The organism is Bacillus thuringiensis, from assembly GCF_001595725.1.
Taxonomy (GTDB): Bacteria; Bacillota; Bacilli; order Bacillales; family Bacillaceae_G; genus Bacillus_A; species Bacillus_A thuringiensis_K.
Genome location: NZ_CP014282.1, coordinates 930,192 through 954,625, shown reverse-complemented (window position 1 = coordinate 954,625; position 24,434 = coordinate 930,192). Strand labels below are relative to the sequence as shown.

The following is a 24,434-nucleotide window of genomic DNA, read 5'->3' as shown; positions in this document are numbered from 1 at the left end:
TTTGTAATTTATGTAAATATCTTGAATATGTAGAAATATTTATTTAGTTATTGGTAATATTAGGATTTTATTTTATCAAATGGAAAATAGAGGGATTATTAGATGAGCATGTGAAAATACAGATAGGTTTATATTAAATGAACGTGGTCCAAGTCGGCGAAAGGCACCTTTTGGTTTCTTTTTTTACATAAAAAAATCTCACCATCTTATAGAAACGATAAGCCCTTTAAAACAATAATTGCAACTATATTAATTTTACATTACATTAAGGTTAGAGAATGTTCTTATATTAATAAAGTGCTAAATAGTAGGTGGCAAAATGGAATTTAACGATTTGGGTATTACCATTAAAGAACTTAGAATTAAAAAAAATATATCACAATCCGAATTATGTCATGGAATATGTTCACAAAGTCAAATTAGTAAGATTGAAAAAGGTATGATTTATCCATCTAGTATATTGTTATATCAATTATCAGAAAGACTTGGTATTGATCCAAATAACATATTTGCACTAACTCAAAACAAAAGATTAAAATATGTAGAAAATGTAAAATATGTAATAAAAGATTGCTTAAAACAAAAACAATATAAAGAACTTTATGAAATAGTAAAAAAAGAGAAAAACTTAAATAATTTTCAAACAAAAGATGAGAAACAATTTCTAATATGGCATGAAGCAATTGCTATATTTGTGGTGGATAAATCAATAAAAACTGCTTTAGATTTTTTAAATAATGCATTAAAACTGACTTTAACTAATTCTGATTTTTTATCAGAAAGAGAAATAGATATTATGCAAACAATGGCTATATTTTATGCGGAAAATAAAGAATATGAAAAAAGTATTAATATATTCAAAAAATGTTTAACTAATTTTAATAAGCTAGATTTTCCTAGAGATAAAGAAATTAAATTAAAACTCATGTTAAATTTAGCAAAATGTTTCGACTTCACATATCAACATGAAGAGGCAATAAAGTACATTGATAAAGGTATCAAATTAGCAATTAATCTAAATACTTTATACCTACTAGGTGAACTATTCTATTTAAAAGGTCAGTGTTTATTAAAAATTAAACAACATAATGTAGAAGAGGTTATTTATAACTGGAAAAAAGCATTATTTATATTTGAACTAACAGAAAAAGAATATTATACAAAAGTGATACCAGATGAACTTATTGAAATACAAAATAAAAAACACTCATAATTTCGTAAAAACTACTTACAAAACCCACAGAAAAAATCCCTATAGCTTTTAAACTTAGATCGATAATATTAAAATAATTTAAGCCGGCGGAAGGCACCTTTTGGTGTCTTTTCTTTATTTTTACAAGGACCTGCTCAATTAATTCTTAAAAACATAATAGGGAATATTGTTTTATTTATCTCATTTTCATTCATGCTATATATAAAATTCGCTAATAAATCCACCTCAAACATACTTATATGCATAGGAGTATGTTTGAGGTGGAACTCCTTCAAATACTAATTCCTTTTATAAGCCGTTTTTTTGATGTAGATGACATTATTCTCAATACAATAGAATGAATTATGGGAACATATTTAGCAATATATATCAAAAAACAATATTAAGACCCTCCCTCCACCTTAAGGTAGAAGGTATCTTCTAATTTCTATTTCAAACTACTCGCAATCTCGGTAAAGATAACCCAAAGCGCATACGCACTTGCATCTAGATATCCTTAACTTCTTTCACCGATAGATTGTATGCCGTGAAGTGCTATTTGTAACATTTCAATTCAGATATACGACAGTAAAGAATACATCATCACGGTGTCAGCAAGCAAAAGTGTATTCTGCATTTCTGAAAACAGTAGATGGCAGATTATGACCTACTGAATCTGCTAAGAAAGAATATACAAGAACATCCTTAACATCCTCTCTATTTCCACTAATGATGACATCAAGGAAATCTTCTACTTGGAATTCTGGAGTAAACAACACAATCTTAGTTGTTCTGTTTGGTTCTAAAGAAACAAAAGTACGAGAGATTTCAACTAATTCATTTTGAGTTGGGAAAAAAGTGTTTCGGCTTCTCTTAACAGTTACCGTTACATTACTAGTATGGCAACGTGAATCATTGTTTAACATAATGTTGAGAGCAGTTGGAATAATCCTATTTCCATAAACCGGAACTAGAAACACTCCCGTAGATTTATAAGCCATATAATCACATTCTTTCAAAATAAAATATATTTACAATATATTAGATGCAAAAAACGTTCATTTTGATATGGACAAATTATATGATTAATATATTTATAATAACCCTCGGTATTACTAAGCCAAAGTTTTAAAAGATTAACAAATAATTACCTCTGCAAATTTAGAAACCCTTTGCATTTTTATAATCAGATAAACTAAATCGTTACCGCATTAACAAAGGGACTCCAATTATGGAGTCCCTTTGTTAATTAGCAATTAAAAATGATCAGCATGTGAGTATTGTATAATTTCTTCCTTTTTTAGAGCATGTTGTGTATCACCTGTATTGTTACTAAATGATAATGTTATCACTAATCCTAACGCCGCTAATATAAGCTTCTTCATTATTTTAACGCCCCTTTTCTTAGTAATTTTTGTTTCGCTTCGTAACATACATTGAAATAATCACTAACTTTTTCATGCTTATTCAATTTGCGGAAGCGAACCGCTAATACTTCTGCATATTCTTCTACGAAATCCCATAAATCCTGCTTTTCGAAGTAAGAAATACTTTTTTCCACTTCTTCTTCTAAGAGTTCAATTGCTTCATCTTCATTAAGAGAACGTAAAATATTGAAATGATATACATACTCTTCATTTCCTAATTCTATACAAACTGCTAATCCTTTTTCAATAAGTTCTTTTGCAATATTTATTTCTCTTAGCTTATAGTGTTCACGTGCTTGTAAGAACAATGCTTTAAAATGGGCAGGATTCTTCTCTGTCACTTCTGATAAATGACGAATCGCTAATGTAGATAAGTTTTGAGTTGCGTATAATAATCCTAAATTATGCCTTACTACTAAAATCAATTTTTCCACATTATGTTTTTGCAAAAGATCAATGGAACGATTCAAATGTTCTTCCGCTTTTTCAAATTGCTTTAAGAATATACAAGCTGTCCCTAGTGTGTTTTCACAAGAAGCGACTTTCACCTCGTATCCAGCATGTCTTTCAAAGATTTCTTTCGCTTTATTTGCGTATTCAATAGATATTAGCATACTAGACATATGATGATTTAACACCGCATATTTTTGATAAAACTCTGCATGCTCTAATTCGTCAGAAATATGTTCTAATAGGCTCTCAGCTTCTTCATATTGCCTTCTGGCTTCATTATAGTTACTAAACATTAAAGCATGTTCTGCTTTAAAAGAATGATAGTAATAAGTTGTGAGTGTATCTGTCGATTCATCGAATGTATCAATTGCTTCAAAACTATCTTTTCGAATACTTACTCGATCAGTTAGCATTCTATATTTTAGGTCTAGCAAAGAATAATATAATAATAAATTTTGATTTTGATTTTCTTTTTCTTCTGCATGTTTAATCTGTTCAATTTTTTCATCTATTTCTTTAATTCAGTTGCTTTTATAATTTGCTGCGACAACATCATTTGATAAAAATCATTAAGTTGTTGCATAACTGCTTCATGCATTAAAATATTTGTGCTCATATCACTACGTCCTCCTCAACCACTTCAATTTACCTAAATATTACCATAATTCCGCAAATTATATAACGATTCACCCCGCAATTATAAATTGATAAAAAATAACAGAATATTCTAAATTAAAAAGGGGACTGGCTGACACATGGTTACTGTATAAAAAATAAAAAACTTATGATATTTGATCTTATTTATGGTTCTGTTACAAAGTTTTCTAAGTTAATATAAACTCTAGAAAAAATGAATACAGATCACCAAAAATGAGTTATCTTTAATCCGAACAATAATTATAATCGTTATAAAAATTCTCATTATTATTAATAATAAAATATTTTGATATTCCATTTTTCCTAAAAGTGTACTATACTGTAAATTGCTGAGGGGGCATTTTTGGTATTTTATGGTAACCATTCAATTTGTTAGGTTATTATTAGTATTATGGTAACGAAAACCTTATATTTCCCCTTGAAGATAAAGCATTAGCAGCAATCACATCGAAATATCATAATAATAATTATGTTCTTAACATATATCAAGGAGTTTTAATTCAGAAAATTCTAATCATTAACTGATATAAAGTGCTAAATAAAATATTTAGACAATTGAAGTCCAACAATGATTAGAAGATATATATATTAGAAAAGGAATTTTGGGAGATCTTATCCTATATAACTAATACATATAGCGTTGTATCTTTAAATCAATAAATTTTTCGATAAGCTAGTTAATAGATTATTGAATTTAATCTTTTGATAGAGTTAAAAAAATCAACTTTATATTCTAATTTAGAAATTACTAGGTGGTGTCGGTAGTGTTTGAGTATCTTTTAGTTAAAGCCTTATTTACTATTTTCTTAATTAGCCTAATCGTGTTAATCAGTGTAATATGGACTAAAATAGAAAAAATTATGGACGAGACTGTATTTAAAAACGTTTCTGAAAAAACCAGATATGTAGGAACTATGATAATTGTTATGGTGGGAGAATTTGTTCTCATAGTCATTACTTCATTAAATTGGAAAGCTTCAATTATTGACACACTCTTTTTTGGTAGTATTATTTTGTTCTGCTGTATATGGCTAATACCTTATTTTGTTAATCAACAACAAAACGTCGCTAAAGTTATGGATAAGCATTTTAGTGGAGGGGTAGATTTAGGTGAAATTCAAGTTCATCGTGCGAAACTTTCTGCATTTAATTTAGGAAGTATTGTATTTTCTATAGTGGGAATTATTATACCTATTTGTTATTATTTTAAATATTTTTTTTAACGGTTTATTGGTACTGTTGCATATTTTTTAAGATATAGTAATAGGTGAGATTACAGATATTTATGTAGAAGCAACTTAGATGTATAAGACAATCCATTCATTTGAGCGAAAACAGTAAAATACCCTACAAGTAAAAAATGATAATCATTTCCAAAATCTTAAACTTGGCTGCCGCTATTTCTTCCTGAGCTGATACATTAGTACGTTTAGCATCGTGAATCTCCCTGACCATCTTCATAAGATTATCATCCCTTAGCTCTAACTTCTTTTCTATCTTTTTTTCCCGTTCCTTCATATCTTCCATTATTAATTTATTCCTTTTGAAGTACTTTTTATCAATTGAGAAGTTTTCCAAAACACAATTAAACAACCTAAACTCCCTATTTATAGGAACTCACGTTTCTTCTTTTAAAACTATTATCTTAGTATTTATAAACATACATATCTTTACAGAGAAAACATCTAACGAAATTATATATTAATCAATTATAGAAAAGTCCCTCCACCTTAAGGCAGAGGGACTTTCCAATTACTATTTCAAACTACCCGCAATCTCCGTAAAGATAACCCCAAGCGCATGTGCACCTGCATCAGGGTATCCTAAACTTCTTTCGCCAACTGTACCAGCGCGGCCCATGCGAGCTACGATTTCTTTCGTGTACTCTGCTCCTTTAACCGCTGCTTCTGCACCTTTTTCAAAGGCAGTTTTTACGTCTACTTCGTTTGAGGCGCTATCTAACCAAGAGTCTACACATGGAGCAAGTGCGTCAACAAGTGTTTTGTCACCAACTACTGCTCCTCTACCGAATGATCTTTCACCGATCGATTGGATGCCTTGCAGTGCTGCTTGCAGTATTTCAGCGAATTCTTTCACTGTTAACTCACGCTTCTCGCCTGCTGCTTTACTAGCTGCGCGGAATGCACCGCCCCAAATTGGACCAGATGCGCCGCCGCAATGTTCCATAATAATCATGGAGCAACCGTCAAGGAATGATTCGATCGTTACATTTTCTTGTTCTACAATAGAATGCCACTCACGTTTTAACTGCTTAAATCCTTTTGCTACACTCATTCCGAAGTCGCCGTCGCCAGCATGCGTATCTAACTCACAGAACGGTACTTCATTTTTAATGATAATATCGCTCATTTTATCAACGAGATACACCATATTGTTTAATGTAATGACATTATTTTTAATAACAGCGTACTCTTCCGCAGTTTCTAGTTCAAAAGAAACTTCCTTCTCTTCTGCCTCTTCCAGTACATTTACATACTCTACACTTTCAACTGGTCCATCTACTTTAAACGCTGGTGTATTACATTTTTTTGATAGTAATGTTTTTAGCTCTTCATCTAACTTCATTACCGTTAAAGACATACCAGCCATATCAATACTTGTCATATAGTTACCGACGAATACTCTATTAATTTTAATGTTTCTTGCAGCTAGTTCTCTCGTAACTGCGTTGTTAAATAAGTAGAGCTCTTGCAGTGGTGTTCCGCCAAAACCGTTAACTAGAAGTGCAATTTCTTCGCCTTCTTTTACTCCTAAATCTTTTACAAGATCGTTTGTCATACGGTTCGCTAGTTCATCTGCTGACAACATTTTTTCACGTTTAATTCCTGGTTCGCCGTGAATACCTACGCCGTATTCCATTTCATCTTCCGCAAGTGTGAAAGTAGGTGATCCACTCGCTGGAACGGTACAAGAAGTTAATGCTAAACCGATTGTGCGCACGTTAGCAGCTGCTTTTTCCGCTACAGCTTTCACCGCTCCTAAATCCATCCCTGCTTCCGCTGCTGCGCCGGCAATTTTATGAACTAAAATAACTCCTGCAACGCCGCGGCGTCCTACTGTATACAGACTATCTTCTACCGCAATATCATCGTCCACTTTTACGTAGTCGACTTCAATTCCATCTTCCGTCGCTAAATGAGCTCCGTTTTTGAAATTCATAATATCGCCGCTGTAATTTTTAATAATTAATAACGTTCCTTTTTTACTAGCTGTTTCTTTAATTGCTTGGTATACCTGAATTTGTGAAGGAGAGGCAAAAACATCTCCGCACACCGCCGCATCTAACATTCCTTTTCCGACTAATCCTGCATGTGCCGGCTCATGGCCACTACCGCCGCCACTAATTAACGTTACTTTGTTTTCGTTCATTTCTTTCTTCTTAATAACTTTATATTTTTTCAAAAGTTCAAGCTCTGGGTGAGCCATAACCATTCCGTTACACATTTCCATTACTAATGTTTCTGGTTTGTTTATAATCTTTTTCATTGTGATTATCCCTCAATTCCTTTAATATATTGTGATATATTTGAAATCTTCTTCTTACTATCCATGTTAAAATGAAAGCGTTTTATAGTAAACGGACAAAATGGACAATCTGTCTAAAGACACCGTTCTCATTTATGGGTAGGATTTTCATATTACTAACATTCTAGGGATGATTGAGATGACCTCTTCTATAATTTCTAAAAAGATAATCGCGAACTCATTGAAGTATTTAATGGAAACAGAGTCGTTTCATAAAATATCAGTGAGCGATATTATGTTACACTGTCAAATGCGTAGGCAAACTTTTTATTATCATTTTAAAGATAAATTTGAACTATTAAGCTGGATTTATAGAGAAGAAACGAAAGAGAACATTATCGATTTTCTTGACTATGAAACGTGGGAAAACATTTTTGATTTATTATTTGATTACTTTTATGAAAATCAAAAGTTTTACCGAAATGCTTTTAAAGTTATTGAACAAAACTCGTTTAATCACTATTTATTTGAGCATACGAAAAACTTATATATGAAGATTATTGATGAATTATCTGTGAGCTGTGGATTCAGCCTTTCTAATGAGACAAAAAATACGATTGCCTCCTTTTATAGTCACGGCTTCGTCGGAACGATAAAAGATTGGATTGAAAGCAAATGCGAAGTAGATCCTTCCATTATGTCTTCTCTCATGAAAAATATGATAAACAATCAATTACTACTATTACTGGAGCAATCAGCAAAGTAATTAAAGGGTGGCAAAAGCAATGAAAAAGATTATGAATGATGTACAAAATATCGTTCAAGATATGCTGCATGGCTTTTATTTTGAACATAATGACAAAGTAAATTACGACGAAACACATAACATCATTTATGTAAAAGATATCCAAAAAATGAAGCAAGACGTCGCTATTATAAGCGGCGGTGGTAGCGGACATGAGCCTGCTGATATTGGCTATGTAGGAAAAGGAATGCTTACAGCGGCCGTAAACGGCAGCATTTTCACTCCGCCTACAGTAGAACAAATTATAATGGCAACTCGCCTTATGCCGAAAGATAAAAGTATTTTATTCATCATTAAAAACTTTAAAGATGACGTTGAAAACTTTCTAGCGGCAAAGCAAATTGCTAAAGAAGAAGGAAGAAAAATTGACCACATCATCGTAAATGACGACGTTTCAATTGAAGATGATGTTTCCTTTAATAAAAGAAGACGCGGCGTCGCTGGTACTGTTTTCATTCAAAAAATACTTGGTGCAGCCGCTCTTGAAGGACATTCTTTAGAAGAACTGACTGCACTCGGCCGTTCTATCACTGAAAACTTACACACATTAGGAGTCGCCCTTTCACCTGCCAACGACCCAGTGAAAGGACAAGCTTCATTCACATTAAACGAAGATGAAGTCTTTTACGGCGTCGGTATTCACGGTGAAAAAGGTTACCGCAAAGAATCGCTGTCCTCTTCTGAAATATTAGCGATTGAACTGATGAACAAACTAAAAAGCATTTATCGCTGGAGAAAAGGCGACAACTTCGCCATCCTTATTAACGGACTCGGTGCGACACCATTAATGGAACAATACATTTTCGCAAACGACATTCGCCGTTTGTGTGAACTTGAAGGATTGCAAGTTACATTCGTAAAGGTTGGTACGCTGTTGACTTCTTTAGATATGAAGGGTGTTTCGCTTAGTTTGCTTAAAGTAGAGGACTTGGATTGGGTGAAGTGGTTGAAGGCGGATGTTAGAGTGGGTAATTGGTAAGTAAAAATTATGATGATAAAAGCCTTTAACTATAACGTGTTAAAGGCTTTTTGCAAATTGAAATATCGTACAGGCGTTAACAAGAAATTCTTAATCACCTCACTGAATAATTACAGGTCTTCCAAATAAAGCTGGATAATAAATTAACATCGCACCTACAAATGAACACACTAAACAAAAAACAGCCTCGTATTTTATGACTAGAGAAGAATTCGTATCAAACTTTTTTTCATCTCTTTTACATATCATTTTAAATAAAACGCTATATAATAAATATCCAATAATTGCCCCGAGGGTGTTCGTAAATAAATCATCAATATCTGTAATTCTATTATTTAGTAATTGATTTAACTCAATTGCCAATGAAAAAAAGAATCCCGCGCATACGGTGTTTTTCATTTTTTTAAACTGCGGCCAAATAGTCGGCAATAAAAAACCGAACGGCATAAACAGTACGATGTTCAAAAGATACGTAGTACTACCCGCCGTATCAAATAGAGTCAAATTGATTTGATTTACACGAATCCACGTTTCATATCTACTTATATCCCATACAGTCGCAATCTGCGTCACCTTATACACTAGCGAAAGATAGAATAGAAAAATATATACCCATAGAAAATGCCGAATAGATATGTTTCTTTTCGCTTTAAAATAAAATCCAATTTGAAACATAATACAAAACATAATAGTAAAAAAATAAGTATATAAATAACTCATCAAAACTCCTGTATGCATGTGGAATCCCCTAACTTTACATTTTCATCTATTATTTTAGAACATAGTTCAAGAACTGGTACTTTGTTCATATATTTAATCTTCTACTTTGTCTTCGAATATAGGGAATATATTAAAAATATAAAATCCCCACTTCTTCATTTTCAGTCTCCTCCTTGATGTAACTTGTTTATAGGATAGGAAAAACTTTTAAAATAAAAAGTGGGGTAAATATAAAATTTTTCTTAAATCTTATGTTGGGTTTAATTATTGCTCTTCTTAATAATCCGCTATTCATTGTTAGGCAACAGTATGCTTAAACTTAGTTTTCACTCTATTCCTTCGCATCCCTCATACTGTAATACCCCAAATTAATAATAATCAAGAAATACCCACCCATAATTCCAGCTGCAAATGTCCACATGAATTCATGATGTTCAATTTCATACATAATAATCGCGCCAAGTATTGCCGCTGCGAACCGATTTATCATTCCGAGCATCGGTGCTTTTTCTTTTTTTACAATGCTATCTCCGAACTTTTCAATACGCCTTCCTAAAATCCAGGCGCAGTACATACTCACCAAAAGGCCAATGCTTATCCCGACAAACTGGGCTGAAAAAGGTGTCACGAGCCATCCCAATAACATTACGCCTAGCAAACAATACATTTGTATGTTGAATGATCTTAATGCCATACGAATCATGTTATTCTCCTTTATCTTTCTCATTGTAGTTCCGTATCATCAATCCAATCTTCCAAGCTTCAAGCTTTCAGCTATATCTTTTTTTAAATGAGGGAATTTGATTTTGCTCACCATTAAATAAGCGAGTACGCATGTACCAAACGCCACGGAAACTGGATTCTTTAAAAAACATAAAATAAGGAGACACATTGCCGCGAATGGAATCGGCATTCCGATAAATGTCGGGAGTTTGCTTTGCTGTGTGTTAAATCTCGCAAGCCGAAGCATTCCGCAAATACTATAAGCGAGCGCGCATATCATCCCAATAGACTGCAAATCTTTTAACGAGGCATTATATGCAAGAATAGATGGTGCCACACCAAAAGTAACTAAATCCGCAAATGAGTCCAACTCTCCACCAATTTCTGAAACAGAATCAAGTTTCCGAGCGACCATGCCATCAAACAAATCAAGGACCATACCTGTAATAATGAACATAACTGCACCGTACATATCGTCAACGAAAACAGCATGAATAGCCAAAAGCCCACACACAAAATTTGCTATCGTAATCATATTTGGTATGTAACTCATCACATGCTTCCCCTCCTTTCTACTAATTGCTTCATCTAAGTTCTTACTCATTACAATCAAGATCCTTCTGCTTTTCTTCCAATATTACTTTATTTATTTTCGTTAACGTCTCTGTCATTTGCTCTAGGGCATTTATATCGATTTTAGAAAAGTATTTCTCAATTAATACATCATCTAACTCAGACAACCGCTCTATATACTTACTACCGTTTGGACCAAGTGTAAGAAAATACTCCCTTTTATTATTAGGGTTTACTTGTTTTGAAATCATCTTCTGTTTCTCCAATTTCGATAAAACTTGGCTAACGGCACTTTTGGATACATTAAAGGTAGTCGCAATGTGATTTGCTGTCGTGTTTTCATTTAAATTAATATGAAATAGCATGCTCTCTTGCTGTCCTGTAAGACCGAACTCATCTTTTAACTCCTGAAATAGTAAAATGTAGAATTCATTATAAGCTCGGTTCATTTCATTAATTACTTCTTTATAAGTTCTAGTCATAGCGTTATTCCTCCATGCTTTTATTTCGTTTCGTTTAATAGTTAAGTTTACTTAACTTAACTATAGTATACCGTTATCTTCGTGTAAAGGGAAATATAACTCTACACTTTACTCACAATGATACAAAAAAGAAGACACTCTTCTAAAACAAGTTTAGTCGCTTCTGTCTCACTGCTTTCCTCATCCAAATACTTGGTAAGTCATTCTGAATAATCAAAAAGAAAATCAATAAAATTCCATATAGACCCATTACTGGTTAAAATGTTATAATAGAATTACCCTACATAGTTACTCATAGCCAGACTGAGGAACTAGCGTCTTATTAAGTAATGCGCATAACTAAAATAAAAAAGACACTTTACGGTGTCTTTTTTATTTATATTCATTGCAATTATCTCTTTTATAAACAGACTCTATCAAACAGTAAAGGAAACTAACAGATGGAACATCCTGTTGCAAGAGAACTACGTTTCATACGTGTATACCTCATCATTTTGATTATTGTCATCGCGTTTTGGGATCGTGAGAAAACTGTGGAAATTACTGATCACGGTAGCGATCCTATCTTAAATACCAGCAATATGACCCAAGTTGGTGAGTATACATTTGCATACAAAGGCGAATCTAATCAAATTAAAATATTTAAGTTTAATCCAGATACGAATGAAATAAAGTGAAACTTTAATCAGTGGGGGGGTTGTTTATCCCCCACTGATTATTAGCCTTCACCAATCGGGCTTTTACGGGCAGCCCCCCCCCCACCTAACTTCTTTGCTTTCGCTGAGTTTTGAGGTGGGGGTCTTACTGCCAGTTAATGCAGGATAAAACTAATAAAAGAGTTTTATGCTAACGAATATGAACTACATACAATAAATAATTCAAATCGATAAAAGGCACTTTAGGGTGTCTTTTCTTTATGGAGTAGGATTATGAAAAGACAGATTTACAATTCTAAGCGACTCGTTGGTACTACCCCATCACCATCAAGCTAATATTTTCATATCCCCCTAAATTAAAATTTTCTTTCTCTACAGATAGTTATTCTGAGAAGCTGCTCATTTTTTCGTTTTGGGGGCATTTCTTTTTCTTAAGTTGATGGGCGTATATGGTGACCCCTATTAGACGATAGTAAATTAACAATTTCGGGGTTCAGTTCAACTTTATTCAAAATAAGATTTTTTTTGCAGTAAAATCAATGTTAGTGGAAATTTTTTAAAAATTAACATAAATACTTGCAATATTTAAATTAGTACTATATAGTTCTAGTTATGACAAAGGTAAAATTAATGAATCAAAAACGTGTGATTGAAGTAGCTGCAACATTATTTTTAGAAAAAGGGTTTGCTTATACAAGTATGGATGAATTAGTACGTGTAAGCAAAGTTTCAAAGTCTAATGTGTATTATCACTTTTCTAATAAGGAACAATTATTAGAAGGGGTCGTTGATTATTGGATTGAAATGTATCAATCTGCAATTGATGACGTACTTTCTCAGAACCAATTTTTAGTTGAAGATCGTATCCAACTGTTTTTAAAGCAATTATCACAAGGAGTTCAGTCGAGAGAGTATAAGGGGAGCTGTCCATTTATTACTCTTTATATTCAAAGTCCTACACAGGCCACGCAAATAAAAGAAAAAATAGGTCTTTTTTTTACAGGATTACAAGAGAAAGTTTCTCTATTACTTAAACAAGGGGTAGAGAATGGAGAATTCAGAAATACGATTCATATTGATGAGGTTGCATCACTTTTTATTACAAATCTTGAGGGAGCGTTATTTATTTCAGAAACATTGAAAGATGCAACTGTAATCACGAAAACAGCAGATCATTTTTTTAAATTGCTTCGATAAAAGAAGCTTTTTTTTACATCAAATTAGTACTAATTAGTACTACAAAGAGGATTTTATATGAGAACAGTATTTTTAACTGGTGGAACAGGCTTTATTGGAAAGCAATTAGTGAAAGAATTAGCCAAAGAGGATGTTAAAATTCTTCTTTTAGTAAGGTCGAAAAGTAAAGCAATACGCCTTTTTCAAGAAAGAGGCATCTTAAAAAAGAAAGTTATGCACTTTATTGAAGGTGATTTGACGAAAATAGATTTAGGTCTAAGTGCTGAAGATAAGGAGAGGGTATTGAAAACGGATGTGATTATTCACGCAGGAGGCCCCATGGATATTCAAGCGACAAGTAAAGAGGCAGCTTCCGTATTTTTAAATGGCGCCAAACATATTAGTGAATTAGCTAAAAGTATTCATCAATTGAAGGGCTTGCAACAATTTATTCATGTTGTAGGTTATATGAGTCCCTTTGATGATAAAAATAGCAAGATTGCAATTGATGTGTTTACAGAAGGAAACAATTATTTAAAAATAAAAAATCCATATGAGAGAACAAAATTTTTAGCAGATCTCTATATCCGTCAGCAGGCATCCGCAGTAGGTTATCCGCTTTCTGTAATTAATCCGCCAACTGTAGTCGGTAGTAGGAAAACAGGGAGTACAGAGCAGATAGCAGGATTAGGTTTGCTTGTGATGAGTATGCGAAGAGGGCTCATGCCAATGATTCCTGGAGGTAAGGGATATAGGTTACCACTTATTTCAAACGATGAGCTTGCGAAGTTTATTATGCAGGTTTTCAGATTGGAGCAACCGACTATTCAAACATATACACTTGTTGAAGACAAACAGTACGATCAGAACATTGCTGAATTATTAAATATTATGTCGGAAAGTATGAATATGAGGGCACCAAAAATCTCTGTTCCAATGCCACTTATGAAAGCAATTATGAATAGTGGAGTAAGTAAAATAACAAAAATTCCTTCTGATGGATTGAATTTTATTACAAAACAAAATTTCCCAAATGTTTCAGCGAAAAAAATTATGGGAGGAGATTGGTTTAAGAAGACGAGTGTAATAAAATTTTTGCCTGCCGTAGTAGCTGATCTGGATTATCGAATGATGTATCAAAATGGCCAGCATAATCATTTATTTAAACGAACATTATGCGATAACACTACCCTTTACCAATTACAAGGAGAGGGTAAACCGTTTATTTTATTACATGGTTTATTGAGTGATGGAGAAGATTTATTTCCTTTAGCACAAGAGCTTCATGAAAAAACTGGTCAACCTATATGGATCTTGGATCTTCCAGGTTTGGGACGTTCTCCTTTTAAACGAGAGAAAAATCTTCTAGATATCTATTTGAATGTAGTGAAAAAGTTATTGGAGAAAGCTACGAATGGTGCACACCTAATTGGCCATTCATTCGGTGCGTTTATTCTTCTGGAAGCATTGGTACAAGAGTACATAGATAAGAAGTATGCAATCACTTTACTTCAGCCACCTGTTGCTAAAAAAAATGCTAAATCACTAAATGTTCCTCAATTTATGAACAAATGGACATTAAAATTAGCAACTACTAATTTGATAGAGCGTTATTTATTAAGTAATGGTTTGTTTGAAAGTATGGAGAGCATCCCTGAACATTATATTGAAAAGATAAGTAACAGTTTTACTTCTCCTAGAATTTTAAATACTACGGTTCAGCTTAACAGTTTACTACTGAAAAACGATCAAGGTGATTTCAATGAAGTAACAAAGTATAATCTTCACATTATTTGGGGGGATTATGACAGAGCCTATTCTGCTCCATCGCATCTTGGTAAGGTTGATTTTGTTCCATATGGCCATCATTTTCCTCTTAGCCATCCGAGTGAAACGGCAACATTAGTAATAAAAAATAGTAATACTAGCAGATGAGAGTGTGGGATAAATAAAAAGTGTGTAGTAAAATCGTTGTGTCTTTGAAATAAAATCGTACTGTTTTGGGTCCCACCCTATGCCCATCAACTTCAAGATTTTATAACACCCCAAAACGAAAAAATGAGATTTTTATTGCAAGTAAGCACAATTTTTCGTTCTGAGGGGTAAAATAATATTCGGATGGGAGTCCAATACATATTATTAAAATTAAGATGGTTCAAGTCGGAGGAAGGCGCATTAAGGTGTCTTTTCTCTTTAAATTAAAAAGTTTGAGACATGGAGTCTTTAGTCATAATTACGACTAAAGGCTTTTTTCTATAAAAAAATTAAAACATAGTAAAAACGACATACTTACTTAAATTGTTTTTCGCTTTATAAACTAAATCCAAAAAGTTGGATAGCTTCTTTTACTACTCATATTATTAATGAATAAAGCAATAACTACAATAACAACGGAGCCAATTAAAACTGGTGTTACTAAATAACTCCAACTATTTGCCCCTAAAATAACGATAATCGGATCGGCCCCTGCCGGAGGGTGCGTCGTTCTCGTTAACATCATAACGGCTATTGCCATCCCCACTGCTAAAGCAATTGTCCAATATTCATTCCCAAACAAATGATATATTGATAGACCAATGAAAGTTGAAATCAAATGTCCTCCAATAATATTACGCGGCTGAGATAATGGCGCATTCCAAACTCCAAACGCTAATACACAACTCGCCCCAAATGGAGCCATTAATAATTCTGTAGAGGTTATGCTCGTTAAATATGTTAAGGTAATAATTGTTAAAAATCCCCCTAGTAGTCCTGTTAAAGAGTCCTTTATATTTACTTGTAATGGACTTCTTCCTTTCCCTTTCATTTTTGTAAAATATCGTACACTTATTGGTTGAGGATCTTCCTGCTTAGTTGCTGTTATATTATCCATCATTCTCCTCCTTTATTTACCAACAATTATAACTCGACATAACTAACCTGTAAATATTAATTTTATAGGTTAGTTAAAGAAGAAAAAAAAAAAGAATCAACTGTTATAAGTTGATTCTCTAGACTTCTTCAAATTTTCGATCCTGAAATTTTGCTACCTTTTTCCGGTTCCCACATATTTTCATAGAACACCATTTTCGTTTCCCACTCTTATCTATAAATAATAAAACACAGTCAGGATTTGAACACCTTTTAAGGAAAATAAGCTTATTTTCTGCTATTAACGTTAAAGCATCAAATGCAATTAACGATGCGAGTACATCCTCGATTTCTCCAACCGGGATAGATACTAGCTGCTGTTCAATGATTTTATATGTAAATGGTGCTTTCTCAATTTGTGTTTCTAAATACGTAACAAAATCATTGGAAATTTCGTGCTGATCAGCAATTACCTCAAACTGTTTTCTCAGTACCTCTCTTACTTCCAATATAATAGATGTCACTTGATTCGTGCGCTCTTGAATCCTTATAAATGTTTTTTCATTCCAAAAAGGAAGACTAACCTTTATTACATGTAGCCATTCTAATACATCTTCATTTGTTATTAATAAATCATAACGTTGTCCACGCCTAACTAGCTCTGTATTTACTAAATCTAATGAGAGATTTCCAGATATAAGCGGGAATTGTTTTTTGTCCTGCATGTACTCATCACCTTCTCTTTAAATAATCATATTCCAAATTAATACAGAAGTGCAACTTTTTTATAAACTACAAAGTATGAAGATCCAAGCCTTTAGCCATAATTACGACTAAAGGCTTTTTGTAGATAAGTAAATGAAAAGGAGCTAATTTTATGGAACATAATAAAAATGGAGTGCTTGCTTTAATCGTTTTATTTGTAGGACTAGCATTTTTTGTTATCGGTATGGTTTATCATTTATGGGGAACGGTTTAAAAATAAATAATAATTCATTTAAGAAAAAGTACTCGTATGAGTACTTTTTTTAATGTCATATAAAAACATTCTAAACTTACTTACATGCATACAATCATCAATTATAGTTATATAATTGGGAAGGTTGTAAATTATCAATCTATATCTATATTGATTAGGAAAGGAGCTAAAAATGTTAGAAATCATTTTTGTTGCTGTATTACTTTTATCTAGTATCATTCCCATCTTTATCAAACGGGGTTTGACGAAAAAAAATGGAGTCCTTTTACTAATAAATTATGCATTATTATTTGCCACCATCATTGTAATTGGTGCAAACTGGCGTATGATTCCCGCCTATTTCTTATTGTTCGTTTTAACATTACAAGTTTTTTTGAAACCAAAAACTACAGCCGTTTCTAAAAAGTTAGTGATGAAAGTTTTAAAAGGTTTAGGAATTATCGTAACTGCTATCGCAATGTTTACATTACCTTTACTTTTTCCGATCATAACACTCCCAGAGCCTACTGGAAAATATACAGTAGGAACGAAAGCTTTTCATTTAATTGATACAAATCGAAAAGAAACCACTGTACCAAATAATCATGGAAATCGTGAGTTAATGATACAAGTATACTATCCTGCCGCAAAAGGATCAGGGAAGCCTTCTGCCTATTTTGAGAACATAAACGAGCTGGCTGAACAATTGGCAGTAACAAACGGTACTCCATATATCGTAACGACACATTTAGGGCTGACAAAAACACATTCTTATCAGAATGCTAAGCCACTTCAAGATAAAGAAAAATTCCCCCTCCTTTTATTCGGCCATGGGATGGGATTATACGGTCAACAAAATACATTCCAGTTAGAGGAATTAGCTAGTCAAGGCTATGTAGTAATCGCTCTTAATTTTACAGGATATGCAGCAACAACGATTTTCCCTAATGGAAACCGTGTAGACTCTATACCAATTGAATATACACCTACCGCCTTAAATACCATAGTTCAAAAATGGGAACAGGATACTACTTTTGTTTTAAATGAAGTAATAGAAGGCAATTTCGATAAAAGTTTTAAAACTATTGCAGACTTAATTGACTATGACAAAATTGGAATGTTCGGTCACTCTTTTGGTGGAGCAACTGCCGCACAAATGTTAGTGAAGGATACGCGTATTAAAGCTGCAATTAATATGGATGGTGGATTGTATGGCGATCCAATGCCTAAAGACGGTCCTCAAAAACCATTCATGTTGATGAATGCTGAAGCTACGATTCATTTTATGAAAGAGGCTGAGAATCCAAAGACAACCGGAATCCAAAATGAATTATTGGAAATAGTCTATTTGAGAAATAAAACTATTGAAAAACCGGGCGTGTACACAGTGGTAATTCCAAAAACAAACCATACTAGTTTTACAGATTTAGCAGCATTTTCACCTATTATTAATGAACCTGGCGAAGATGTAGCCACAAACTACAAACTGATTAATAAACTAGTAACTAACTTTTTCGATCAAACTTTAAAAGGAAAAAGCGAAAATCATTTAGAAGAAATTCAGAAACAACACCCTGAACTTCCTCTCATTAAACACAAATAACTATTTTCCTAGTTATGTAACCCCTCCTTATGCTTGAGGGGTTTCTACTTTAACACAATTATAAAAAGGCCCCATTACTGGGGCTCTTAAAAAATAATAAGAATAAATGAATTAAAACAAATAACAGACAACTAAAATATATATGCTTAACATTATATAATCTATATATTTATGTAAAATTACATAAATATATAGATTATTATACGCTATACTAAAATAGGAGTCGACAATCGTTATTTTCTTCTTATTTTTAAAGCAATATGGATATACCTTCTTAACTCATTTGGATTGGATAAGAAAAGAAGACAGCTTAATTGATGTCTTCTTTTTTTATAGTTTTATGAATTTTTTTGAGCAGCTGCTCTCCAATCACGAAAAGATGTTGGGCGTCCAGAAAAAGCTCTTTGCTTTGTAACAGATGGTTTTTCTTCAGGAGTCATTGTTTTTTCTTTAAGAGTCGCTGGTTTTTCTTTAAGCGTCACTGATTTTTCTTCAAGAATAGTCACAGCTGTTTGCATTTTCTCTAACTGTTCTTTCAACAATTGTTGTTCAATCTTTAAATCCGTAAGTAAACGTAAAATCATCTCAGAATTAGCCATAAGATCCTCCTCCCCCCAATACACAGAATAAAATACAATATGTAGCAGACGAAATACCGGTGACAAAAATAAGGTCGTCAACTCTTTTTAACTTCCAAAATCCTTTTATTTTTTTAAGGACCTGCTCCATTCATCCTTAAAAACATAAAGTAAATTAAATCCATTAATAAATGGTCTTTATGGAAGGAGGAGTTAATATGGGCTATGGCGGTAGTTGTGGTGGAGGCTGTGGTTTCGGTGGCGGATTTGCCTTACTTGTTGTGCTCTTCATCTTATTAATCATCGTTGGCGCTAGCTGTTGGGGCGGCGGATTCGGCTGCTAAGGAGAGGCACTCTTGAGAGTGTCTTTTTTTAATATGTGGCTCGTATACATATTGCTCAAAATTTCCGTTCTAGAAGTATTATAATATTAGCTTAACATGTCAGTTTCCCCTAATTAATAGCTGGTTCTAGCCTATAGAATTCTTTTAAATATAAAATGAAACTATATTTCTCAATGAATAAAACAATTTAACATGGTAAAATAATATTTGGATGGGAGTCCAATATATTATTAAAATTAAGATGGTTCAAGTCGAAGGAAGGCACCTTAGGGTGTCTTTTCTTTTTTATAAATAATTATAAATTAAAATTATAAAGGATGCTTACTACTTACAAGGAACATTTTCTTCCGTACAACTATTTATTTGAAACTAATTACTATTATAAATATAAAGAAATTATGGATAAAGTAGTGAGGTAAATAAAACAAAATATAGATTTAATTCATGTTTCTCAACGAGGTACTACCAGCATTTTCAAAAAAATACGCTAAGCAAAAAAATAATCAGCTGTCCATATGGACAGCTGATTTACATCATTACATTTCTATTATTTATCTTACCACTTGTACAGATACTGGTTTCCACCCCTGATTTTCTACCCAATCAATATTAACCTTATATTTTTTATTATTTTGCTTATCTCGTACATTACCGTAGGCTTTATTATTACCATTATTCCCAATAAAATCGAAAATCAATTGGCTCTCTGGAACATCAACAGCATAAGAAATTGCTTTTTTCATCTCACTCCAATCTACTGTTCCTTCTTTAAATTTCATTTCAGGTTTTGCTCCTTGCTCGGTACCAATTGGCTTCCAAGAAGGATTAGTTTGAGAACCCTTTTCTTGAGATGTCGTTTTTTCTTCCTCATTATTTTCAGTTCCGTTCGTTTTTACCGATTTTTCTGTTTTTGATTTCTCTTCTAGCTGTGCTGCCTCTTTATCTTCAGCTTTCTTCTCTTCTATCTTTGCTGTTTCTTTATCTTCAGTTTTCTTCTCTTCTATCTTTGCTGTTTCTTTATCTTCAGCTTTCTTCTCTTCTATCTTTGCTGTTTCTTTATCTTCAGTTTTCTTCTCTTCTATCTTTGCTGTTTCTTTATCTTCAGTTTTCTTCTCTTCTATCTTTGTTACTTTCTTTTCTTGAGCAATTGCTTTCTTTGATGTATTAGAAGCGGTAAATAACTGGTATGTCACTATACCAACTGTCACTAATACCAAAGTAAATGCAATATTAAAAATTGCCTTTTGACGACGATTCTGTTGTTTTTCTTGAAATCTGCTTACTTGTCCCATTCTTCAAACCTCCGTGTTTACTTTCTCCTCTACTCTTTATGTATTATCCCTAAAATTCTTAATATTTTTATTAAACAATAGAAATAAACTACACTTTCCATACAGGATTTCATATCATAATAAAATTTGTGTTTTTTCAAGTATCTGACATATGTTATTCAAAATAGTTTAATACATTAAAAATTGATAAGCTTCTGCACTTAAGAAACCTTCAATTTTATTCAAAGGTGATTCCAATTATGTCCATATTAGATCTCCTGTAGAAAGCTTTTTAACAATTAAACCTCTTCTTCCCTTATTTATAATTTTTAAATTAAATTTCCCTCTATAGTATAATAAAGATGTTTCGTTTTCTAATGGGGTATGTCGTAAAATCAAAAGGGATTTTATCTCTTTTACCTTCTTTTCAGAGTAAATTTCACCACTAGGAAATTCTATTATTCCTAATGTAATCTTTAATTCGCTCTCATCGAAAGGCCACTCCTTATTAAGTTCCCTTATCTTTTGTATAAAGCTTCTTTTGGTTTGTCCTATATATAGCAATGTTACACTCTTAGCACATACTCTAGAGATTGCAAATATCCCCTTCTTAGAAGCTTCTTCCCTATTATAAAAATCATTTATACTATACATTCCATACCATTTAATATGTACTGTTTCTATGAATCTCACCTCATTTTTAGACAATATTATAATTTCTGAATGTTCAAATTATAATGGGCGCATAGTCCTGATTACTTGAATTATAAATTGTGCTTTTCAATAATACATTTTATTATTACTAATTTCAATAATACAAAAAAAATACAATATTATAGTTTAATTACAAAACTTTATAAAAAAACAAAGTGATGTCGTACCAAATATTATATTTTTTCAATATCAGACTACCATGAACAAAAGTTAGAGAGTTATGGAATAAAATATAATTTGTATGTACATACATTTCTTTAAAAAGAAGTTTTGTAGTTTGCAACTGAATTAAAAAAACATAGATTTTTATGACTCTTTTTGGGATATAGCAAAGTGGGATCTTTTATATGCACGTTACTATACCGAACTTTCGGTATAGTATTTTTTTGCAGCTCCTTGATTTTTCACCAAATACGTATAAAAATTAATAGTATGAAAATAAACTGCTGGCTAAAAGTTTACTTTCGATAAAATAAAAAAGGACCTACTCCATTCATTCTTAAAAACATAAAGTAAAGTGAACCCGTTAAAATACATGAATGGCCCTTAGTTTTAATCCTCTTACCTAAAGGAGGAACTATTATGGGCTATGGTGGTAGTTGCGGAGAAGGCTGTGGTTTTGCTGGAGGATTTGCTTTGCTTGTTGTACTCTTTATACTATTAATCATTATCGGATGCAGTTGCTTCTGCTAAAAAACTATTAGAAAGGACACTCTTATATGGGTGTCTTTTCTTTATGAAAAGTATCTAACTATCAACCTTTTCCTTATGACTTCTAACATCAACAAAGGGTGATACAAATTATTACATATGTTTGTACCACCCTTTATTGATGCGTTTAAACTTCACAAGTGTTGAAGTTTTAGACTTCTCCCTTAGTGCACCCATATTATTAGAACATCCTGTAATCTGTAGACAAAATGTAGCTAATAAAAACAATATTAATAATTTCTTCAATAAATCCTCCTACATACATAAAACACCATATATTACAAAACAAACATAACATCAACTCTTTATAAAAACAATAAAATCCTCGGTCCTTAAGCTATCTCTTAACATAGGAGTACCGCTACAAATCCATTTTTAAAATATCCTCTACTTAAGGAATTTGTAAGTATCAAGTAAGAAAAACGAGAACTTTGCTTCGTATAATCAAAATATAAAGTGAAGGAAGAAAGATTATTTCTGAAGTTTATATGCATGTGGAAAAGGAGAAATCTACGTTTGTTTAGAGTAATAATATAAATGTGTCCAAGTTTTGGAGATTAATTGTAAATATTTTGAGGTTTTTGTACCAGAATTCTAATTACCGTACTTGTTTTTTACCAGCACATATTGGAGGTTAAAACATGAATAAAAAAAAGAAAATACAAAAATCAGTCCTTACCTTTACCCTACTCTTTTCTTTAGGCGTTTCATCTTTCCCGCTTACAACAACTATTCACGCAGATACACATGAGGAACAATCTGCTGAAAAGAAACTAGTCTCTTTAACGGAGCGTACATCATTATTTTTTGAATATCTCCAGAAAGGTAAGTATGCAGAGGCACTACAGTTGACGTCTGCTGCTTTTCAATCCAAGTTTACAGCAACCACATTACAAAACTGGTGAACACAAAGTGGCTGGAGCGGGATAAAAAGTATGGGAACCCCCGTGATAAAAGAAAGAAACTTGGTCCATCAGACGGTGGAAATTCCAGCAGATACCGAAGGAACTACCATACCGCTACTCCTTAAATTCACACCTGGCGGGAAAGTAGATGAAATTGGAGAAAGGCCACCCGAGGAATCTTATACCATCCCGCATCCTAGCTATGATCAACCTGACTCCTATCAAGAACGTGAAATCGTCATTGGAAATTCTACCTATCCGTTACCAGCGATATTAACAGTTCCGAAACATAAGCGTGGTGAAAAACTACCCGTAGTTGTTCTTGTTCATGGTGCTGGCATCCATGATCGCGATAGCACATATATGGGAACAAAAATCTTACGAGACATTGCGGTGGGCCTTTCATCCAACGGAATTGCAGTGTTGCGCTATGAAAAACGCACCTTAGAACATGCATTAAAGATGAGTACAGAACCTGTTACGTTAGACCGTGATACTACAGATGATGCTATATTTGCAGCAAAATCAGCAGCGCAGCAGGAAGGCATTGATCCAAATAATATTTTCATTCTTGGACATAGCCTAGGAGCTGGCACAATGCCACGTATACTAAGCAAAGCACCTTCCACACTTGTCCGAGGAAGCATCTTACTCGCACCACCTGCACGCCCTTTGACTGACATTGCTATTGATCATTCTCAATACCTTGGGGCGTCAAAGGAAGAAATCGATGAACTAAAAAGGCAGGTCGCTTTTATTCAGGATTCTACTTTCAATCCTGACCATCCTCCAGCTGGCTACAATTTTGGGTCACCTCATTTTATGTATGATGTTTCTAGGTGGCGTCCAGTTGAAGAGGCAAAATCACGAAAAGAGCCTTTACTCATTCTGCAAGGAGCACGTGATTATCAAGTAACAGTAAAAGATGAATATACAAAATGGCAGAAAGGACTTTCAAACCGCGGGAATGTTCAGTTCAAAAAATATCCGAAATTGAATCATTTCTTCACGGAGGGTGACGGGGAATTAAGCCTCCCTAGTGAATACGAAATCCCTGCTAACGTTCCCGAATACGTCATCCAGGACATTATTACATGGGTTAACGAGACAAAAAAATAAGAAAACATCAAAAGCCTTCATGCAATCATTATTGCGTGAAGGCTTTTGGAAA

At 33.0% G+C, this 24,434-nt stretch carries 23 protein-coding genes and 3 pseudogenes; 11 read left to right on the top strand and 15 right to left on the bottom strand.

Features of this window, described 5'->3' with window-relative positions:
* Positions 1–319 precede the first annotated feature (319 nt).
* Entirely contained in the window at positions 320–1,213 is an 894-nt protein-coding gene (locus AXW78_RS04830) for a helix-turn-helix domain-containing protein (protein ID WP_000395465.1), read from the top strand.
* A 590-nt stretch (positions 1,214–1,803) separates the two neighbouring features.
* On the opposite strand, the gene AXW78_RS04825 is transcribed toward AXW78_RS04830, so the two are convergent.
* The 3 genes and pseudogenes from AXW78_RS04825 to AXW78_RS04820 form a co-directional block, all read right to left on the bottom strand.
* A complete protein-coding gene (locus tag AXW78_RS04825; RefSeq protein WP_061883855.1) occupies positions 1,804–2,193 on the bottom strand; it encodes a hypothetical protein in 390 nt (129 codons plus the stop codon).
* A gap of 255 nt (positions 2,194–2,448) precedes the next feature.
* Positions 2,449–2,577 carry a hypothetical protein gene (locus AXW78_RS35230; RefSeq protein ID WP_000733501.1) on the bottom strand — a complete coding sequence of 43 codons (129 nt, stop codon included), beginning with the start codon at positions 2,575–2,577 and terminating at the stop codon, positions 2,449–2,451.
* A pseudogene (locus AXW78_RS04820) lies at positions 2,577–3,688 on the bottom strand (tetratricopeptide repeat protein). Before AXW78_RS04820 ends, AXW78_RS35230 begins: the two are co-directional and overlap by 1 nt.
* An 805-nt stretch (positions 3,689–4,493) precedes the next feature.
* On the opposite strand from AXW78_RS04820, the gene AXW78_RS04815 reads away from it, so the two are divergent.
* On the top strand, positions 4,494–4,952 hold the full coding sequence (locus AXW78_RS04815; protein ID WP_046945632.1) for a hypothetical protein: 459 nt from the start codon (positions 4,494–4,496) through the stop codon (positions 4,950–4,952).
* 124 nt (positions 4,953–5,076) lie between these two features.
* On the opposite strand, the pseudogene AXW78_RS04810 reads toward AXW78_RS04815, so the two are convergent.
* Positions 5,077–5,274: pseudogene (locus AXW78_RS04810) on the bottom strand (DUF3967 domain-containing protein); the annotation flags it as partial.
* A 210-nt stretch (positions 5,275–5,484) separates the two neighbouring features.
* Positions 5,485–7,236: a dihydroxyacetone kinase subunit DhaK gene (gene dhaK, locus AXW78_RS31665; protein WP_081113906.1), complete on the bottom strand. Its 1,752-nt coding sequence runs from the start codon at positions 7,234–7,236 to the stop codon at positions 5,485–5,487.
* A 178-nt stretch (positions 7,237–7,414) separates the two neighbouring features.
* On the opposite strand from dhaK, the gene dhaS reads away from it, so the two are divergent.
* A complete protein-coding gene (dhaS, locus tag AXW78_RS04800) occupies positions 7,415–7,981 on the top strand; it encodes a dihydroxyacetone kinase transcriptional activator DhaS (RefSeq protein WP_000204226.1) in 567 nt (188 codons plus the stop codon).
* A gap of 19 nt (positions 7,982–8,000) precedes the next feature.
* The gene (gene dhaQ, locus AXW78_RS04795) at positions 8,001–8,999 is read left to right on the top strand and encodes a DhaKLM operon coactivator DhaQ (protein ID WP_061883852.1); all 999 of its coding nucleotides are present in this window, start codon (positions 8,001–8,003) and stop codon (positions 8,997–8,999) included.
* A 99-nt stretch (positions 9,000–9,098) separates the two neighbouring features.
* Here dhaQ and AXW78_RS04790 read toward each other — a convergent pair whose 3' ends face one another.
* The 4 genes from AXW78_RS04790 to AXW78_RS04775 all read right to left on the bottom strand — a co-directional run bounded on the left by AXW78_RS04790 (position 9,099) and on the right by AXW78_RS04775 (position 11,497).
* Positions 9,099–9,737, bottom strand: coding sequence for a VanZ family protein (locus tag AXW78_RS04790; protein ID WP_061883851.1), 639 nt, complete (start codon positions 9,735–9,737; stop codon positions 9,099–9,101).
* Positions 9,738–10,050: 313 nt separating this feature from the next.
* Positions 10,051–10,422, bottom strand: a complete 372-nt coding sequence (locus AXW78_RS04785) for an ATP synthase subunit I (protein ID WP_000620605.1) — start codon at positions 10,420–10,422, stop codon at positions 10,051–10,053.
* A 39-nt stretch (positions 10,423–10,461) separates the two neighbouring features.
* Positions 10,462–11,046: a CDP-diacylglycerol--serine O-phosphatidyltransferase gene (pssA, locus tag AXW78_RS04780; RefSeq protein ID WP_000042027.1), complete on the bottom strand. Its 585-nt coding sequence runs from the start codon at positions 11,044–11,046 to the stop codon at positions 10,462–10,464.
* Entirely contained in the window at positions 11,039–11,497 is a 459-nt protein-coding gene (locus AXW78_RS04775; RefSeq protein WP_000198943.1) for a MarR family winged helix-turn-helix transcriptional regulator, read from the bottom strand. The genes pssA and AXW78_RS04775 overlap by 8 nt, the downstream gene beginning before the upstream one ends.
* Positions 11,498–11,937: 440 nt before the next feature.
* Between AXW78_RS04775 and AXW78_RS04770 the strand changes: the two genes are divergently transcribed.
* The 3 genes from AXW78_RS04770 (at position 11,938) to AXW78_RS04760 (ending at position 15,264) form a co-directional block, all read left to right on the top strand.
* Positions 11,938–12,174: a YmzC family protein gene (locus AXW78_RS04770; protein ID WP_042990642.1), complete on the top strand. Its 237-nt coding sequence runs from the start codon at positions 11,938–11,940 to the stop codon at positions 12,172–12,174.
* Positions 12,175–12,783: 609 nt separating this feature from the next.
* Entirely contained in the window at positions 12,784–13,350 is a 567-nt protein-coding gene (locus AXW78_RS04765) for a TetR/AcrR family transcriptional regulator (protein ID WP_001072299.1), read from the top strand.
* A 57-nt stretch (positions 13,351–13,407) separates the two neighbouring features.
* Positions 13,408–15,264: an alpha/beta fold hydrolase gene (locus AXW78_RS04760; protein WP_061883850.1), complete on the top strand. Its 1,857-nt coding sequence runs from the start codon at positions 13,408–13,410 to the stop codon at positions 15,262–15,264.
* A gap of 382 nt (positions 15,265–15,646) precedes the next feature.
* Here AXW78_RS04760 and AXW78_RS04755 read toward each other — a convergent pair whose 3' ends face one another.
* Together AXW78_RS04755 and AXW78_RS04750 are read right to left on the bottom strand one after the other, a co-directional pair.
* The gene (locus AXW78_RS04755) at positions 15,647–16,201 is read right to left on the bottom strand and encodes an HPP family protein (RefSeq protein ID WP_000368838.1); all 555 of its coding nucleotides are present in this window, start codon (positions 16,199–16,201) and stop codon (positions 15,647–15,649) included.
* A gap of 118 nt (positions 16,202–16,319) precedes the next feature.
* The gene (locus AXW78_RS04750; protein WP_001152933.1) at positions 16,320–16,904 is read right to left on the bottom strand and encodes a CGNR zinc finger domain-containing protein; all 585 of its coding nucleotides are present in this window, start codon (positions 16,902–16,904) and stop codon (positions 16,320–16,322) included.
* Between the two features lie 426 nt (positions 16,905–17,330).
* On the opposite strand from AXW78_RS04750, the gene AXW78_RS04745 reads away from it, so the two are divergent.
* Positions 17,331–18,740 (top strand): alpha/beta hydrolase family protein, encoded by a 1,410-nt coding sequence (locus AXW78_RS04745; RefSeq protein WP_000889699.1) that lies wholly within the window; start codon positions 17,331–17,333, stop codon positions 18,738–18,740.
* Positions 18,741–19,078: 338 nt separating this feature from the next.
* Here AXW78_RS04745 and AXW78_RS04740 read toward each other — a convergent pair whose 3' ends face one another.
* Positions 19,079–19,339: a hypothetical protein gene (locus tag AXW78_RS04740; RefSeq protein WP_000013691.1), complete on the bottom strand. Its 261-nt coding sequence runs from the start codon at positions 19,337–19,339 to the stop codon at positions 19,079–19,081.
* A 197-nt stretch (positions 19,340–19,536) separates the two neighbouring features.
* Between AXW78_RS04740 and AXW78_RS04735 the strand changes: the two genes are divergently transcribed.
* Positions 19,537–19,662, top strand: a complete 126-nt coding sequence (locus AXW78_RS04735) for a YjcZ family sporulation protein (RefSeq protein WP_000540377.1) — start codon at positions 19,537–19,539, stop codon at positions 19,660–19,662.
* Between the two features lie 551 nt (positions 19,663–20,213).
* On the opposite strand, the gene AXW78_RS04730 is transcribed toward AXW78_RS04735, so the two are convergent.
* Positions 20,214–20,954, bottom strand: a complete 741-nt coding sequence (locus tag AXW78_RS04730; RefSeq protein WP_061883849.1) for a YrrS family protein — start codon at positions 20,952–20,954, stop codon at positions 20,214–20,216.
* Between the two features lie 237 nt (positions 20,955–21,191).
* The gene (locus tag AXW78_RS04725; protein WP_002100802.1) at positions 21,192–21,626 is read right to left on the bottom strand and encodes a hypothetical protein; all 435 of its coding nucleotides are present in this window, start codon (positions 21,624–21,626) and stop codon (positions 21,192–21,194) included.
* Between the two features lie 603 nt (positions 21,627–22,229).
* Here AXW78_RS04725 and AXW78_RS31655 point away from each other — a divergent pair.
* The gene (locus AXW78_RS31655) at positions 22,230–22,340 is read left to right on the top strand and encodes a YjcZ family sporulation protein (protein WP_000540371.1); all 111 of its coding nucleotides are present in this window, start codon (positions 22,230–22,232) and stop codon (positions 22,338–22,340) included.
* Between the two features lie 111 nt (positions 22,341–22,451).
* Here AXW78_RS31655 and AXW78_RS34245 read toward each other — a convergent pair whose 3' ends face one another.
* The gene (locus AXW78_RS34245) at positions 22,452–22,604 is read right to left on the bottom strand and encodes a hypothetical protein (RefSeq protein ID WP_000734746.1); all 153 of its coding nucleotides are present in this window, start codon (positions 22,602–22,604) and stop codon (positions 22,452–22,454) included.
* A gap of 395 nt (positions 22,605–22,999) precedes the next feature.
* Between AXW78_RS34245 and AXW78_RS04715 the strand changes: the two are divergent.
* Positions 23,000–24,382: pseudogene (locus tag AXW78_RS04715) on the top strand (alpha/beta hydrolase family protein).
* The last annotated feature ends 52 nt before the right edge of the window (positions 24,383–24,434 follow it).